The following is a 15,374-nucleotide window of genomic DNA, read 5'->3' on the forward strand; positions in this document are numbered from 1 at the left end:
ATCACTTTAGCGTGTCGTGCGTGAGGCTTTCATGCCCCGTTGGTCACCGTGTCCACGGCGGGAGGCGCGGCAGCGGCCTGCCAGCGCCGGCTGCTGCGCTCGAAGCGCCACCCCAGCAGCACGGCGGCGGCGGTCAGACCGACGATCAGGCCCAGCCACATGCCCTGCGGCCCCCAGCCCAGGCCCAGGCCGAGTCCGGCGCCCAGCGGCATGCCCAGGCCCCAGTACGACACCACCGCCAGCCACATGGGCACGCGGGTGTCCTTCAACCCGCGCAGCGCGCCGGCCGACAGCACCTGGATGCCATCGGGGAACTGGAACGCGGCGGCGAACAGCAGCAGCGTGCCGGCCAGCGCGGCGACGGCCAGGTCGTCGGTGTACAGCGACACGACCAGATCGTGGCCCAGCAACAGGAACAGCGCCGAGCACGCCTGCGTGGCCAGCACGATGACGTAGCCCGCGTGCGCGGCGCGCCTGACGCCCAGCGTGTTGCCCGCACCGACGGCATGGCCCACGCGCACGGTGGTGGCCTCGGCCACGCCCATCGGGACCATGAAGCACAGCGCCGACACGTTGATGGCGATCTGGTGCGCGGCCGCAGGTATGGCGCCGAGGCGTGCGATCAGCAGCGCGGTGACGATGAAGAGGCTGCCTTCCATCAGCACGGTGATGCCGATCGGCAGGCCGGTGCGCAGCAACTGCATGATGGGCGCACGACGCGGCGGGTCGAACTGCGCGAACAGCTGCAGGTCGGCGAAGCGGCGCGCGCGCGTCAGGTAGATCGCGAACGCGATCGCTTGCAGCCACATCGTCAGTGCCGAGGCGATGCCCAGCCCGCCCGCGCCCAGCTCCGGGAACCCCAGCTTGCCGAAAGCCAGCACGTAGCCGACCGGCGCCAGCACCAGCAGCCCGCCGAAGCCGAGGATCATGGTTGGCAGCGTCCAGTGCGTGCCTTCGCTGAGGTAGCGCATGCAGAAGTAGAACGTCAGCGCCGGCACGCCCCAGCGGATGCCGTGCAGGAAGGCGGTCGCACCAGGAATGATGTCCGGCGCGATGCCGAACGCGGCCAGCGCGTACGGCGCCGCGCTGAGGAAGGCGAACATCAGCAGGCCCAGGCCGAGCGACAGCCACAGCGCCTGGCGGAACAGCGGCGCGATCTCGGCACGGCGATTGGCGCCGTCGAGCTGCGAGACCGACGCAGTCAGCGAGATCAGCGTGCCGATCGGCACCATCATCGGCAGCCACAGCAGCGCGGTGCCGACGGTCACCGCCGCCAGCGTGGCGGTGGCGTGGTGGCCGGCGATGACGTTGTCGACGAAGCCGATCAGGCCGGTGGAGACATGGCCCAGCACCAGCGGCAGGGCGAGCGTGCCCGTGGCACGCACTTCCTGGCCGAAGCGCAGGGTCGGGGAAGAAGAAACGGACATGAGGATCAACCGCCGGACTGCGGCCGCGCGGCGTCGCGCTGGCACCGGGTCACGGGAGGCCGGTATCTTACCTGCTCGCCCGCCGCGCCACCCGAACGCCCCATGACCCCATCGCACGATGCCGACGCCGTGCACGCCCGCGCGTGCGAGAACTGCAAGACGCCGCTGCAGGGGGGCTACTGCCACGTCTGCGGGCAGAACGCGCACAACCCGCTGCGCAGCTTCGGGCATGCAGTGGAAGAGGTGTTCGAGTCGTTCTGGCACCTGGACGGCCGCATCTTCCGCACCCTGCGCACCCTGCTCTCCCCGGGCAAGCTGGCCAACGCCTACCTGGCCGGCCACCGCGCGCCGTTCGTGGCGCCGCTGCGGTTGTTCGTCATCCTCAGCGTGCTGACGTTCTTCGTGGCGAAGTTCACCGTGCACCTCGGCGAGGTATCGATGCCGACGCCGCCCCCAGTTGCAGCGGGGAACGACGGCGCAGGTCCCAACTTGATGGCCGATCCGGATGCCGGTGGCGTCGACTTCACGCGACTGAAGACCGTCGAGGAGGTGGTGAAGCTGCGCGACAGGACGGTGGAGGACCTGGCCTCGGTTTACGCCGGGATGCCGGCCGGCCTGGGTTTCATGCGCGAACGCATCCAGAAGAACCTCTTCTCCACCCAGCGCCGCGCGCGCGAACGCATCGCGGAACTGCAACCCGATCATCCTGCGCTGGCGAAGCCGGACCGCTTTCCGGAAGGGAAGCCGCTACCCGGCATCCCTGCCGGCTCGCTGATCACCGTGAACGACAAGCCGTTCGATGCGAAGACCAATCCCGTCGACGTCAGCTGGCTGCCCGGTTTCGCCAATCGCTGGCTCACCGGGAAGCTCGCCCGCGGCGAACAGAACATCCCGCGCATCCAGCAGGATCCGGAGCATTTCAAGAACGTGCTGATCGGCTCGGTACCGTCGGCCTTGTTCGTACTGGTGCCACTGTTCGCGCTGCTGCTGAAGCTGTTCTACATCGAGACACGCCGCGTCTATCTGGAGCACCTGGTGGTGGCGCTCTACAGCCATGCCTACCTGTGCCTGTGCGTGCTGGCGATCTGCATCTGCTCGGCGATCAGCGGGCTGCTGCCGGCGACGGCATGGTGGGGGCGATGGCCGCTGGGCCTGCTGCAGACGCTGATCTTCTTCTGGATGCCCGTCTACCTGTTCTGGATGCAGCAACGCGTCTACCGCCAGCACTGGATGTTCACCGCATTGAAGTTCTCGGTACTCGGTACGCTCTATTTCATGATGCTGGTGACGGCGATCGTGTTCCTCGCGCTCACCACCTGGGTCAACGCCTAGCGATCACGCCGCTGCCGCAACCACGCGCGGCGCTGGCCCGCGGGCACGGCGAGCAGTTCGCGGCGGAAGCCATCGCGGTCCTGCGGCGGCAGGCGCTGCGCCAGCGCGGCCAGGTCATCCCGCTGCTCCGCGTCCAGCTGCCGCAACAAGGCCAGCAACCCGTCGCGCTCGCCAGGCGGAACATAGGCGAACAGCGGCTGCAGCCGCGGCCAGTCCGCGCCGAGATCGGGACCCAGCCGCCAGCCGCGCTGCTGCATCGCGTCCAGTACGGCGAACTGCGTACGCAAGGCGGCCTGATGTTCCGGCGGCAGTGCGGCGATCTCGTTGGCGGCACCGCGCAGGCGCGCGCGCTGCACGTCGTCCAGCGCGCGCCACGCCGCATAGCGGGCGCGGCGGTCTTCGCGTTCGCGCACGCTCAATGCCTCCCACGCCTGGCGCGGCGATGGCGTGGTGTCCGGCAGCGCAGGCGACCGCGCGGCACCCCGTATCGGGGTGGCGTCCTGCGCGAACGACAGCGCGATACCGGCCACGCCGGTCATCAGCATGCACAGCAGGATGCTGGCCGCACGCCGCCTAGCGGTCCGCATGGGCGACCTCTGCAGCGGGTGCCTGCGCGGCACTGCCGGTGGCGACGTACCACGCCAGGAAATCCGCCTCGCGGGCGCGGGGTTCATCGACATCCGCGAGCAGGGCCGCATCCGGATCGGAAGCCGACGGTGCGGCGGTATCGGCGTGGGTCGCTGGTGATCCGGCGGGCGGCAGTTCGTCCACGGTGATCACCGGGTCCGGCGGCAAAGCCTGCACGCCGTCGTCGTCCGCCGGCGCGGCCACCTGCGTCGTCGCTGACGGCAGCGATGAGGAACGCCACCACCAGAAGGCCGCGGCTGCGGCGAGGGCGACCAGCAGCACCACGACGACGGCCATCGGGACCCAGCGGCCCCGGCGCGGCGTTTCGCCTGCGACGGCGGGGATGGCGGTCGCCTCCCGCGGCGGCAGGCGTATACCGGCCAGCGCCTCTTCGCGCAGGCGCGCCAGCGTGGCCAGACGGTCGGCCGGCAGTTCGCGCAGGTGCTGCTGGATGGCCTCGGCCAGCGTGCGCCAGCCGGCGGCATCCGGATGACCCAGCGTGTCGCGCGGGCAGGCGCGAGCGAGTGCGTCGCGGTAGGCGGCGCCTTCCAGCCCCAGCACCCCGGCGGCCTCGGCTTCCTGCAGGCCGCCGGCCAGTCGCAGCAGCAGCGCCGACCGGTCGGCGGGTGCGGACGACGCCAACGCCGAGAAGTCCCCCGGCCAGCGCGCGTTGGGACCGTCCGCGCGCAACTGCGGGGTTGCGGCCAGCAGCGACCAGAAGCGCACCGGCCAGTCGGCCATCGGCAGGGCTGCCGCCTTCGCCCGGAAGGCACGCAGCGCGGCGGCGAGGGCGACATCGCCGCGCTCCGCATCACCGCACTGGAGTTCGGCGAACACCGCGCCCCGGCGCTCACAGCCGCGCAGGAAGGCGGCGAGCGCGGCGGGTGCGGGGGAAGAGGAAGAGTCGGAAGAGGCCATCGTGGAACCGGTTGCGGACGCATCGATCATAGTCACCCGGCGCACCCGTACGGACGCTTGACAGGCCGCCGGAATCTGCTCTCCCCGACGGCACAAGGGTTTCCGGGAAATAACGTTGTGCACAGCAGTCACCAAACCGTCACCGAGTGCCTTCATCCCCTGCCATGGCCCAATGTGTCAGCCGGGTTTCACGGCTAACCCAATGATTTTGATAGAAAAAGACTTGCTGGCACTTTTTTGACCAAGGTGACCCGGATGCTTGCAGGACCGTCATCGCGCCGTGAAGCATTCGCGCCATGCACAGATTTATCCACAGCGCGTGTGGATAAGCCGGAATCTCCTTCTGGGATCGGCACTTGCGTGATTATCGTCAAAAAACTGACAGGACATGAGCGCAACTGCGTGAGACCAGACCTGCGGTCTGGCGGCCCGATACACTGCACCCGATGCCATCCCTTTCCGTCCTGCGCGTCGCCCTGCCGGTCCCCCTGCCGCGCCTGTTCGACTACCTGCCCCCGCCCGGTCACGACGCCTCGCCCGGCGATGTCGGCAAGCGGGTAAAGGTGATGTTCGGGAACCGGGCCCTGACCGGGTTCGTGGCCGGGGTCGATGCGCCGACCGACCCCGGCCTGGAACTGCGCCCGGCCGATGCCCTGCTCGACGACGCGCCTTTGCTGCAGGGCGAGCTGCTGGATTCGCTGCACTGGCTGGCGCGTTACACCCACGCCCCGCTGGGCGAAGTGGTCGCGACCGCCCTGCCCGGCGTGCTGCGCCAGGGCGAGGCGCTGCCGGACACCCACGCCTGGCACTGGCGGCTGACCGAGGCCGGCCAGTTGCAGCGCGACCGCCTGCGGAACGGCAGCCGGCCGCGCCGGCTCGCCGACCTGCTGGCCGGGCACGGCACGCTGGACGAAGACGCGCTGGACCTGCACCTGGACAGCGGCCGCGCCACCGCCCGCGACCTCGGCAAGCGCGGGCTGGCCGAACGCATCCCCGCAGCGGGCACGCCGTCGGCGCCTTCGCCACGCGCGGGGCCAGCGCTCAATGACGAACAGCGGGTGGCCGCCGAGGCGATCGTCGGCACGGCCGGCTTCGGCGCGCTGCTGCTCGACGGCGTGACCGGCAGCGGCAAGACGGAGGTCTACCTGCATGCCATCGCCGACTGCCTGCGCCGTGGACGACAGGCGCTGGTGCTGGTGCCGGAGATCGGCCTGACCCCGCAGACGCTGGCGCGCTTCCGCGAACGCCTCGGCGTGCCGGTGCACGCGCTGCATTCCGGCCTCAACGATGGCGAACGCGCACGCACATGGGCGGCCTGCCTGCGTGGCGAGGCGCGGGTGATCGTCGGCACGCGCTCGGCGGTGTTCACGCCGCTGCCGGAGGCCGGCCTGATCGTGATCGACGAGGAACACGACGGCAGCTACAAGCAGCAGGACGGTATCCGCTACCACGCACGCGATTTCGCGCTGGTGCGCGGCAAGGCGCTGGACGTGCCGGTGGTGCTGGGCAGCGCCACGCCGTCGCTGGAAACCCTGCACAACGCACGCAGCGGGCGCTACGCGCACCTGCGCCTGTCGCGGCGCGCGGGCGATGCGCAGCCGCCGGCGGTGCGCGTGCTGGACGTGCGCAAGCGCGCGCAGCAGGCCGGCCTGCTGGCGGACACACTGCAGGCGATCCGCCAGGCGCTGGACGCCGGCGGCCAGGTGCTGGTGTTCAAGAACCGGCGCGGCTACGCACCGGTACTGCTGTGCCACGACTGCGGCTGGAGTGCGCACTGCAAGCGCTGCGACAGTCCGATGACCGTGCACGCCGGCGGCAAGCGCCTGCAATGCCATCACTGCGGCGCGCGACAGGCGGCGCCACCGGCCTGTCCCGACTGCGGCGGTCTTGCATTGCAGCCGCAGGGCATCGGCACCGAACGGCTGGAAGAACTGCTGATCGAACAGTTCACCGACGTGCCGGTGCTGCGCGTGGACCGCGGCACCACGCAGAAGCGTGACGGCCTGGCCCAGCAACTGGCGAAGCTGGGCGATGCGCCCGGCATCCTCGTCGGCACGCAGATCCTGGCCAAGGGCCACGACTTGCCGCACCTGACGCGCGTGGCGGTCGTCGGCGTGGACGAGGGCCTGTTCTCCACCGATTTCCGCGCCGGCGAGAAGCTGGCGCAGCAGCTGATCCAGGTGGCCGGCCGCGCAGGCCGCGCGGGCAAGCGCGGCGACGTATGGTTGCAGACGCACCATCCGGACCATCCGTTGTTGAACACGCTGATCAACGGCGGCTACCACGCCTTCGCCGAGGCGGAACTGGAGCAGCGGCGCATGGCCGGCTTCCCGCCGTTCGCGCACCTCGCCCTGCTGCGCGCCGAAGCGCAGCACGTCGACGCGGCCCAGCAGTTCCTGCAGGCGGCGAAACAGGCGCTGCGCCGGCACGACGCCGCGCTCGAGATGCACGGCCCATTGCCGGCACCGATGCCGCGTCGCGCCGGCCTGCATCGCATGCAGTTGCTGCTGACCTCGCCCGAGCGCCGCGCCCTCCATCGCACGCTCGACCTCGCCTTGTCCGACCTCCACGCCTTGCCCGAAGCGCGCCGCACGCGCTGGTCGCTCGATGTGGATCCCATGGACCTCTATTGATGACGCAGACGCCCCATGCCGCCCTGACTCCCGCCCAGCGCCTGCGCAGCATCTTCAGCGGCTCGGTCGGCAACCTGGTGGAGTGGTACGACTGGTACGTCTACGCCGCGTTCTCGCTGTATTTCGCCGAGGTGTTCTTCCCGGGCGGCGACCGCACCAGCCAGTTGCTGAAGACGGCGGCGATCTTCGCGGTGGGCTTCCTGATGCGCCCGCTCGGCGGCTGGCTGCTCGGGCGTTACGCCGACCGCCACGGCCGCAAGCGTGCGTTGATGCTGTCGGTGGTGATGATGTGCGGCGGCTCGCTGATCATCGCCTGCACCCCGGGCTACGCGAGCATCGGCATCGCCGCACCTATCCTGCTGGTGCTGGCGCGCCTGCTGCAGGGCCTGTCGGTCGGCGGCGAATACGGCACGTCGGCGACCTATCTCAGCGAGATGGCGACGCGCGAACACCGCGGCTTCTGGTCGAGCTTCCAGTACGTCACGCTGGTGATGGGCCACCTGATCGCGCTGGGCGTGCTGATCGCGTTGCAGCGCGTGTTCCTCACCGACGAACAGTTGCGCGAGTGGGGCTGGCGCATCCCGTTCGCGATCGGCGCGGTAGCGGCACTGGTCGCCTTGTGGTTGCGCCGGAACATGGTGGAAACCGAGTCGTTCTCGCGCAGGGAAACCGGGGCCGCCGGACAGCAACGGAGCGAAGGCACGCTGCGCGCCCTTCTGCGGCATCCGCGTGCCGTCCTCTCCGTGATCGGCCTGACGATGGGCGGCACGCTGGCGTTCTATACGTACACCACCTACGTGCACAAGTTCCTCGTCAACAGCGCCGGCATGGCGGCCGAGACGGCCAGCCTGATCAATGCCGCCACGCTGTTCTTCTACATGCTGCTGCAGCCGGTGGTGGGCGCGCTGTCGGACCGGATCGGGCGCCGCCGCATCCTGATCGCGTTCGGCGTGCTGGGTACGCTGTGCACCGTGCCGATCCTCAGCCAGTTGCAGGACGTGCAGAGCGCCACGCAGGCGTTCTGGCTGGTAATGGCGGCGCTGGTGATCGTCAGCGGTTATACCGCGATCAATGCGGTGGTGAAGGCCGAACTGTTCCCGGTCGAGATCCGCGCGCTCGGCGTCGGCCTGCCGTATGCCCTCACCGTGGCGATATTCGGCGGCACCGCCGACATGGTCGCACTGTGGTTCAAGGACATCGGCCTGGAGACCGGCTTCTACTGGTATGTCACCGCGTGCATCGCGTGCTCGTTGCTGGTCTACCTGTGGATGCCCGACACCCGCACGACCTCGCTGATCGACCGCGACCCCGCCTGACCGGCGGGTGGTGCGTGCGACAATCGCATCCGGTGACAGGAGCACGGAACATGCAGGCAGCACTTCCCCATGTCGTCATCGTCGGCGGTGGTTTCGGTGGCCTCTGGGCCACGCGGGCATTGGCCCGCGCACCGGTGCGCATCACCCTGATCGACCGGCACAACCACCACCTGTTCCAGCCCTTGCTTTACCAGGTGGCTACCGCCGGCCTGTCGGCGCCCGACATCGCCGCACCGCTGCGCCACATCCTGCGCGGGCAGCAGAACGTGGAAGTGCGGCTGGCCGAGGTCGCATCGATCGTGCCGCACGACAAACAGGTGGTATTGGCCGACGGTACCGCGCTCGCCTTCGACTACCTGCTGCTGGCCACGGGCGCGACGCATGCGTACTTCGGCCACGACGAATGGGCGCCGCACGCACCCGGCCTGAAAACGCTGGACGACGCGCTGCAGTTGCGCCGCCACCTGCTGCTCGCCTTCGAGCGCGCCGAAGCGGAAAGCGATCCGGAGAAGCGTGCCGCATGGCTCAGCTTCGCCATCGTCGGCGGTGGACCGACGGGCGTGGAGCTGGCGGGCACGCTGGCGGAGATCGCACGGCATACGCTGAAGAACGAGTTCCGCCACATCGACCCTTCGCAAGCGCGCGTGCGGCTGGTGGAAGCCGGGCCGCGCGTGCTGGCGTCGTTTCCCGAGGCGCTGTCGGACAAGGCACGCAAGCAACTGGAAAAACTGGGCGTGGAGGTCGTCACCGGCACGCCGGTCAGCGACATCACCGACGAGGGCTACCAACTCGGCGACACCTTCGTGCCGGCCAGGACAGTCGTCTGGGCTGCCGGCGTGGCGGCGTCACCGCTGGCGCGCTCCCTGGGCGTACCGCTGGACCGCGCCGGACGCGTGCTGCTGCAGCCCGACCTCAGCGTGCCGGGCCATCCGGACATCTTCGTGGCCGGCGATCTGTCGGCGGTGACGTCGGATGGACGACCAGTGCCCGGCGTGGCGCCCGCCGCCAAGCAGATGGGCCGCCACGTCGCGCAGGTGCTGCGCGCACGCCTGTCGGGCGGCGCGTCGCCCGGCGCGTTCCGCTACCGGGACTACGGCAATCTGGCGACCATCGGCCGGATGGCGGCCGTGGTGGATTTCGGCCGGCTGAAATTCTCCGGCCTGCTGGCGTGGTGGTTCTGGCTGACCGCGCACGTGTTCTTCCTGATCGGCTTCCGCAACCGCCTGGTCGTGCTGCTGAACTGGTGCTGGGCGTACTGGAGCTACCAGCGCGGCGCGCGAATCATCCTGGGGACGGACGAGGAGCCGGATCAGGCCGGATCCACACGGCAGGCATAGCAGCCGCGGCGTGCGTTGTGCACGTGCAGGTAGGCCACGCCTTGTGCGTCCAGCAGGCGTTGCAGGTGGGGAAGCGCATCGATGCCTTCCACCACCTCGGCGTCGAGCATCGCGCCTTCCGTGTCGTAGGCGCGCAATGAAAGCAGGCGGCGCGGAAACGAAGGCGGCAGTGCGCGCCGGAACTCCGCCGATGGCGCCTGCAGCGCGGCCTCGCTGACGAAGATCGGACCGCTCGCGCGATACGGACCGGCGACGTCGTGGTGCATGTAGGGAAGCAGCAGCAGGCTCTCGCCCTGCCTCGCATCCTGGAGCGTCACGCGGCAGGGAAACCCATGGTCTGCATCGGCCACGACGCGGCGGATGTTCCGCGTGGCCAGCGCCGCGGCATCGAGCGAGAAGAGAGGACGGAAAGGGTCGGGCGACAGCCCGCGGATAACGAACGACATGGCGCCACTCCGAAGTGAAGAGGCGCCATGCTCGCGCCGCGCATGCGATCCGGCTATCCGGATCTTGCGCGGCTTACCTGGAGCTCAGCGAATGGCGCGTGCCGTCGGCCATGACCAGCTCGCCATCTTCGATGCGCTCGTTGTCGGCATCGACGGTGATGAACTCGGCTTCGAGTCGGCCAGTGCCCTTGCTGCCTTTCAGGTCGAAGATGTATCGCTCACCCTCCGCCGACCACGACGCGTCGCGATCGAAGGCCGCCTCGCGGATATCGCCGATATAGCGCTGCACGACCGGATGCGCCTGCATCGCCGCATTGGCCTGCAGCACGAAGATGCCATCCTGGCGGGCGAACGTCTCGGGAGCTTCGCCCCGGTCCGTGTCGGTGCGCGGCGATGCGCGTTCGCCTTCCCTCGGGGCCTCGCCTTCGAATGCGATCTCGCGGCCATCCGCCAGTGTCAGCACTCCGTGGCCCAACCGCTCGGTATCGGCATCGACCGTGATGAAATCCGCGAGGATGCGGCCGCTCCCCTTGTCTCCGGCCAACTCGAAGACGAACGCATCGGCGCCCTCGGCCTCGCCGCTCGCCATCAGGTCGAGTTCGAACTTGCTCAGCGTGCCGATGTGCTGCTGCACCAGCGGATAGCGCTGCGCGGCGTCGCGCGCCTGGCGGGTGAAGATGTTGTCCTGCATGCCGCCGAACAGGCCGCTGCCAGCGACGCTTTCCTCGGACTCGTCCGCACCGCGCGGCTCGCCTTCGAACGGCAGGCGCTGGCCATTGGCGAGTGTCAGCACGCCCTTGCCCAGGCGTTCGGTGTCGGCGCTGACCGTGATGAAGTCGGCTTCCAGCTGCCCGCGCCCCTTATCGCCCACGAGATCGAACACGAACGTATTCATGCCAGGCGCGGCACCGGTGGCGTCGGTATCGATCTCGAAGGTCGCGATCTGGCCGATGTGCTGGCGGATCAGCGGATAGCGCTGCGCTGCCTCCTGCGCCTGGCGGGTGAAGATGTCCTTGCCCTGCTGCAGCGCCTCCTCGGCGTCGTGCGCGTGGTCATGGATCTCCGTTGCCAGGGCGTCGGCATCGCCCTCGATGGCGTGCACGGTGCCATCCGCCATCACCAGCGTGCCCGGCCCGAGCGCTTCCTGCGTGGCGCTGACGGTGATGAAGCGGGCATTGATGCGTCCCTTGCCACGACTGCCTTCGACATCGAACACCAGCACGTCCGGGCCGGGTTCATCCATGCTGGCCGCGTCGTCCAGCGTCACCTTCCGGATCGCACCCAGGTGCCTCGACACGACAGGATCGCCCTGCATGGCCGCACGCGCCTGTGCATCGTATTCCTCGCGATCGATCGAGAACCGTACGCCGCCCCGCTCGCTGGACGAGGTGGTGTCCGCATCGTTCGCCGCCCATGCCGTTCCGATGCCCGCCAAGGCGATCAGCGCCGCTGCGACTGCAGCGCTGAATCCCACGCCCAGCCACCCTTGCCTTCCCCAACCCATGTGATGCTCCCTGTGCCTGTGTCCGATCCGGAACGTTGCGTAGTGGATCACAGTTGATGCAGCCGATGCACCCGGACAAAAAGGAAGAGGCCCGTCTCCGGGCCTCTTCCGATGCTCACTCGAAGCGGGTCGATCAGGCGGCGAACAGCGCCTTCATCTTCTTCAGCGCGTTGGCTTCGACCTGGCGTACACGCTCGGCGGAGATACCGTATTCGTCGGCCAGTTCCTGCAGCGTGATCTTGCTGTCGCCATCCAGCCAACGGCGCTTGATGATGTCGCGCGAACGGTCGTCCAGGTTCGCCAGACCTTCGCGCAGCAGCTCCATCTGGTTGTCTTCGCTGTCGGCACGCTCATAGGCCTGCGACGGATCCTCGTCGCGCGCGACCAGGTAGCTGGCCGGCGAGGGCGGCGCATGGTCTTCGTCTTCGTCGGACGGCGCATCGAAGCCGATGTCGCGGCCGGACAGGCGCGACTCCATCTCCATCACTTCACGCTCGGACACATTGAGGTCCTTGGCGATGGCGCTGACCTCTTCGGCATTCATCCAGCCCAGGCGCGTCTTCGACTTGCGCAGATTGAAGAACAGCTTGCGCTGCGCCTTGGTCGTGGCGACCTTCACGATGCGCCAGTTCTTCAGGATGAACTCGTGCATCTCCGCACGGATCCAGTGCACCGCGAAGCTCACCAGGCGCACGCCCATGTCGGGATCGAAGCGCTTCACCGCCTTCATCAGGCCGATGTTGCCTTCCTGGATCAGGTCGCCCAGCGGCAGGCCGTAGCCGTTGTAACCGCGCGCGACATGCACGACGAAACGCAGGTGCGAATGCACCAGCTCGCGGGCGGCGTCGAGGTCTTCGTCCTCGCGGTAGCGGTGGGCGAGCGCGCGCTCGTCTTCGACCGACAGCACCTGGATCTGGTGCACGGCGCTGATGTAGGCATCCAGCGAACCCAGGGCACTCGGGATCGGCAGGTTGCTGGTGACCAAGGCGGTAGTGGCAGTGTTCTGGCTCATGGGCAAGGATGTTAGCAGTCGGGGGGTTCGACTGCTAACCACCCAGGAAGTTCCCCATCGTTCCAGCCGTGCAACAACGGCGGCTTCCGATCGAAGTGGACAGAAGGCCTTTTGAATCAGCAGCTTGCGGAAGCCGTGTGCATTGCGTTCCGATCACCCGCCGCCAGCCTGCGAACCTTGAACGCCTTCGTTCAGGTGCGAGATGGCATCGGCACGATCGAAGGTGGCGTGGTCGTCCCCTGCCGCTCCAGGACGGCCGCGGCCAACGGATCCGCGCCAGGCAACCGGGAAGGATGAAACCCGGGGCGCAGGTAGTCCCGCAGATGATGAAGCGTCCGACGCCCCATGCCATGCCCGCCGCCTCCAAGGTGATGCGTCAGCTGTCGCCATGTGGCCATGCGCCACAGCCGGCGGTCCTGTGCGAGCAGCGATGCTGCCAGGGCAGTCAAAAGGAGATAGAAAAGGGTGCTCGTCATCATCGCGCCCAGCAATCGCACCGGGTAACGCGGCGAAACGGCCTGCAGCAGATCGAATGCCACCGCCCGATGCTCGATCTCCTCGGCGAAATGCCACTCCATGAGATCGCGCACGCGCGGATCGGCGCCGGAGAGGATCGATTGCCTCAGGAACTCGTATCCCAGGAACGCGTTGATGTGTTCGACGCAACTCACCAGCGAGACGCGCAGCCACAACGGGGCGATCCGATCCATGACGCGGAAGATGCGACGATCCACCGCCTGTTCGATGCCTCGGTAGGCGTAGCCCTGCGCATCCAGGTTGTCCCAATAGCGTTTGTGCGCCACGCCGTGTTGCGCTTCCTGCCGGATGAAGGCCCGGCAGCGCCGGCGCAAGTCTTCATCGCGCAACTGCGGCAGGCACGCGTTGAGCGTGCGGATGTAGAAGGCTTCGTTCGCGGGCACCAGAATGGTGTAGGCATTGAGCAGTGACGACACCACCTCGCTGCCCGGCAGCCAGTGCTTCGGGATGTCGCCGGGAAGAGGGGAGGCAAATCGCCTGGCCGTGATCGATTCTTCCATGACACCGTCCTCCCCGGACATCGACCGAACTATCGCGCCGTTCAACGTGAAGGAACGCCGCCGGCAGGACCTTGATCAGCCTGCAGGCGATGCCATCGCCTGCGCCTGCCTGATCACGCGCAGCAGGTTGCCGCTCCATATCTTGCGGACGTCCTGCTCGGTGTAGCCTGCGGCGAGCAATGCCTCCGTGATACGCGGAAGTGCACTGACGTCTTCCATGCCAGCGACGCCGCCGCCGCCATCCCAATCCGCACCGATGCCCACATGATCGACGCCCGCAACCTTCAGGATGTGCAGCAGGTGCGCCATGTAGTCGTCGAATGTGGCTCGTTTGACCGGATAGCGCGCCTCGATGACCTGTCGCTCAGCCAGGTAAGCGGTCACACGGTCCGTCGAAAGCGTGCTTTCCGGACCGTACTTCTCGCCAAGGGCATCCATCGCGGCCTCGCGCTCGGGAATCTTGGGGATATTGATGAGATAGCCGCCATAAGCATTCACGTGGATGACGCCACCTTTCGCTGCGAGTTGCCGGAGCCGTGCGTCATCGATGTTGCGGGGATGGTCATACAGCGCATCCGCACTCGTATGCGAAAGCACGATCGGAGCTCGCGATATGGCGAGCAACTGATCGAATACCGCATCGCTGGCGTGCGAGGCGTCCAGGACGATGCCGAGGCGATTGGCCTCCGCGACCAGGGCGCGCCCGGCTGGACTCAAACCTTTCCACTCCGGCCCGGCAGGATCGGTTGATGAGTCGCCGAAGTCATTGTTCCGCACGTGCGTGATCCCGAGCATCCGAAGCCCCAACCCGTAGTAGGCGGTGAGCAGGCTGGGATCGCTGGCGAGAGGCGCTGCGTTCTCCATGCTGATGAACGAAACGCGCTTGCCGGTACGCGCGATGCGTTCCGCATCCTCGGCCGTAAGCGCAAGCTCGATATCTCCCGGGTTCGCCGCAAGCATTTCACGGATGCTCACCAGACGATCCAGTCCGTGATCGCGCGCCGCGCGCTTGCCGGCCTCGTCGCGGGCGCCCTGCGCCGTGTAGATAACCCAGAAACCGCCGTCCAGACCGCCTGCCTTCATTCGTGGAAAATCCACCTGGGACAGGTCGCCTTCGTGCTGGTGGTTGTCGGCAATGCTCCAGCCCGGACGGCGGAAGTTGGCCGGCGTATCCAGATGGGTATCGAGCACAATCGCGTCCTCATGCACGCGGCGTGCATCCACGGACTCGCTCGCTGCGGCACCATCGCTGCAGATCATTGCCAGCACGCTGACCAAGACCACTCGATTCAACGTCATCTATTCGTCCCTCCCAGGATGGAACCCGATTGTTGGCGAAAGCGACACAAGAAAAAACCCCCAACCTTTCGGCTGGGGGTTTTGGGGTAAAGCCCCTGGCGATGACCTACTCTTGCATGGCTTAAGCCACACTACCATCGGCGCGGCTGCGTTTCACTTCCGTGTTCGGGATGGGAACGGGTGGGACCACAGCGCTAATTTCACCAGGGAGAGGGTTGGAGCGTCGCCATCCAGTTAACGGATTAAGGCGCCAATCTCTCATAGGGTCTTGTGACGTAGCGGGCATTGGATTTTCTCTGACGATATCGTCGAGTCCAAGGCCACTTGAGGTTATATGGTCAAGCCGCACGGATCATTAGTATCAGTTAGCTCAATGGGTTGCCCCACTTACACACCTGACCTATCAACCACCTAGTCTTGATGGTTCCTTTAGGGGGCTTGTGCCCCGGGAGATCTCATCTTGAGGCGCGCTTCCCGCTTAGATGC

At 67.6% G+C, this 15,374-nt stretch carries 12 protein-coding genes and 2 rRNA genes; 4 read left to right on the plus strand and 10 right to left on the minus strand.

The features are described 5' to 3' along the window. Window positions 1-29: 29 nt before the first annotated feature. A complete protein-coding gene (locus tag V7060_RS17335; RefSeq protein WP_334180468.1) occupies window positions 30-1,427 on the minus strand; it encodes an MATE family efflux transporter in 1,398 nt (465 codons plus the stop codon). 102 nt (window positions 1,428-1,529) lie between these two features. On the opposite strand from V7060_RS17335, the gene V7060_RS17340 reads away from it, so the two are divergent. Continuing rightward, window positions 1,530-2,759 (plus strand): DUF3667 domain-containing protein, encoded by a 1,230-nt coding sequence (locus V7060_RS17340; RefSeq protein ID WP_334180469.1) that lies wholly within the window; start codon window positions 1,530-1,532, stop codon window positions 2,757-2,759. Here V7060_RS17340 and V7060_RS17345 read toward each other — a convergent pair. After that, the gene (locus V7060_RS17345; protein WP_334180470.1) at window positions 2,756-3,346 is read right to left on the minus strand and encodes a DUF3106 domain-containing protein; all 591 of its coding nucleotides are present in this window, start codon (window positions 3,344-3,346) and stop codon (window positions 2,756-2,758) included. The genes V7060_RS17340 and V7060_RS17345 overlap by 4 nt on opposite strands. Continuing rightward, complete coding sequence (locus tag V7060_RS17350) at window positions 3,333-4,304, minus strand: hypothetical protein (protein WP_334180471.1); 972 nt, start codon at window positions 4,302-4,304, stop codon at window positions 3,333-3,335. The genes V7060_RS17345 and V7060_RS17350 overlap by 14 nt, the downstream gene beginning before the upstream one ends. A 446-nt stretch (window positions 4,305-4,750) precedes the next feature. On the opposite strand from V7060_RS17350, the gene V7060_RS17355 reads away from it, so the two are divergent. Genes V7060_RS17355 through V7060_RS17365 form a run of 3 tightly spaced genes read left to right on the plus strand, consistent with a single transcriptional unit; the run spans window position 4,751 to window position 9,590 of the window. Next, on the plus strand, window positions 4,751-6,937 hold the full coding sequence (locus V7060_RS17355; RefSeq protein ID WP_334180472.1) for a primosomal protein N': 2,187 nt from the start codon (window positions 4,751-4,753) through the stop codon (window positions 6,935-6,937). After that, the gene (locus V7060_RS17360) at window positions 6,937-8,253 is read left to right on the plus strand and encodes an MFS transporter (protein ID WP_334180473.1); all 1,317 of its coding nucleotides are present in this window, start codon (window positions 6,937-6,939) and stop codon (window positions 8,251-8,253) included. The genes V7060_RS17355 and V7060_RS17360 overlap by 1 nt, the downstream gene beginning before the upstream one ends. Window positions 8,254-8,303: 50 nt before the next feature. Next, the gene (locus V7060_RS17365; RefSeq protein ID WP_334180474.1) at window positions 8,304-9,590 is read left to right on the plus strand and encodes an NAD(P)/FAD-dependent oxidoreductase; all 1,287 of its coding nucleotides are present in this window, start codon (window positions 8,304-8,306) and stop codon (window positions 9,588-9,590) included. Here the strand turns inward: V7060_RS17365 and V7060_RS17370 are convergent. The 7 genes from V7060_RS17370 to V7060_RS17400 all read right to left on the minus strand — a co-directional run. After that, entirely contained in the window at window positions 9,563-10,036 is a 474-nt protein-coding gene (locus V7060_RS17370) for a DUF1203 domain-containing protein (RefSeq protein WP_334180475.1), read from the minus strand. The genes V7060_RS17365 and V7060_RS17370 overlap by 28 nt on opposite strands. Window positions 10,037-10,109: 73 nt before the next feature. Continuing rightward, window positions 10,110-11,540 (minus strand): hypothetical protein, encoded by a 1,431-nt coding sequence (locus V7060_RS17375; RefSeq protein WP_334180476.1) that lies wholly within the window; start codon window positions 11,538-11,540, stop codon window positions 10,110-10,112. 133 nt (window positions 11,541-11,673) lie between these two features. Next, on the minus strand, window positions 11,674-12,552 hold the full coding sequence (gene rpoH, locus V7060_RS17380) for an RNA polymerase sigma factor RpoH (protein ID WP_334180477.1): 879 nt from the start codon (window positions 12,550-12,552) through the stop codon (window positions 11,674-11,676). Between the two features lie 191 nt (window positions 12,553-12,743). Continuing rightward, a complete protein-coding gene (locus V7060_RS17385) occupies window positions 12,744-13,589 on the minus strand; it encodes a metal-dependent hydrolase (RefSeq protein ID WP_334180478.1) in 846 nt (281 codons plus the stop codon). A gap of 75 nt (window positions 13,590-13,664) precedes the next feature. Further along, the gene (locus V7060_RS17390) at window positions 13,665-14,888 is read right to left on the minus strand and encodes a dipeptidase (RefSeq protein ID WP_334180479.1); all 1,224 of its coding nucleotides are present in this window, start codon (window positions 14,886-14,888) and stop codon (window positions 13,665-13,667) included. Between the two features lie 93 nt (window positions 14,889-14,981). Then, window positions 14,982-15,096: ribosomal RNA gene (rrf, locus tag V7060_RS17395) — 5S ribosomal RNA — on the minus strand. 126 nt (window positions 15,097-15,222) lie between these two features. Beyond that, window positions 15,223-15,374: ribosomal RNA gene (locus V7060_RS17400) — 23S ribosomal RNA — on the minus strand; the annotation flags it as partial.

The sequence above is a fragment of the Pseudoxanthomonas sp. genome (assembly GCF_036845285.1).
Taxonomy (GTDB): Bacteria; Pseudomonadota; Gammaproteobacteria; order Xanthomonadales; family Xanthomonadaceae; genus Pseudoxanthomonas_A.

What these genes read in the sequence shown, in the direction of transcription:
- V7060_RS17335 (WP_334180468.1), bottom strand. Translation starts at nt 1,427, where the DNA reads ATGTCCGTTTCTTCTTCCCCGACCCTGCGCTTCGGCCAGGAAGTGCGT.
- V7060_RS17340 (WP_334180469.1), top strand. Translation starts at nt 1,530, where the DNA reads ATGACCCCATCGCACGATGCCGACGCCGTGCACGCCCGCGCGTGCGAG.
- V7060_RS17345 (WP_334180470.1), bottom strand. Translation starts at nt 3,346, where the DNA reads ATGCGGACCGCTAGGCGGCGTGCGGCCAGCATCCTGCTGTGCATGCTG.
- V7060_RS17350 (WP_334180471.1), bottom strand. Translation starts at nt 4,304, where the DNA reads ATGGCCTCTTCCGACTCTTCCTCTTCCCCCGCACCCGCCGCGCTCGCC.
- V7060_RS17355 (WP_334180472.1), top strand. Translation starts at nt 4,751, where the DNA reads ATGCCATCCCTTTCCGTCCTGCGCGTCGCCCTGCCGGTCCCCCTGCCG.
- V7060_RS17360 (WP_334180473.1), top strand. Translation starts at nt 6,937, where the DNA reads ATGACGCAGACGCCCCATGCCGCCCTGACTCCCGCCCAGCGCCTGCGC.
- V7060_RS17365 (WP_334180474.1), top strand. Translation starts at nt 8,304, where the DNA reads ATGCAGGCAGCACTTCCCCATGTCGTCATCGTCGGCGGTGGTTTCGGT.
- V7060_RS17370 (WP_334180475.1), bottom strand. Translation starts at nt 10,036, where the DNA reads ATGTCGTTCGTTATCCGCGGGCTGTCGCCCGACCCTTTCCGTCCTCTC.
- V7060_RS17375 (WP_334180476.1), bottom strand. Translation starts at nt 11,540, where the DNA reads ATGGGTTGGGGAAGGCAAGGGTGGCTGGGCGTGGGATTCAGCGCTGCA.
- rpoH (WP_334180477.1), bottom strand. Translation starts at nt 12,552, where the DNA reads ATGAGCCAGAACACTGCCACTACCGCCTTGGTCACCAGCAACCTGCCG.
- V7060_RS17385 (WP_334180478.1), bottom strand. Translation starts at nt 13,589, where the DNA reads ATGGAAGAATCGATCACGGCCAGGCGATTTGCCTCCCCTCTTCCCGGC.
- V7060_RS17390 (WP_334180479.1), bottom strand. Translation starts at nt 14,888, where the DNA reads ATGACGTTGAATCGAGTGGTCTTGGTCAGCGTGCTGGCAATGATCTGC.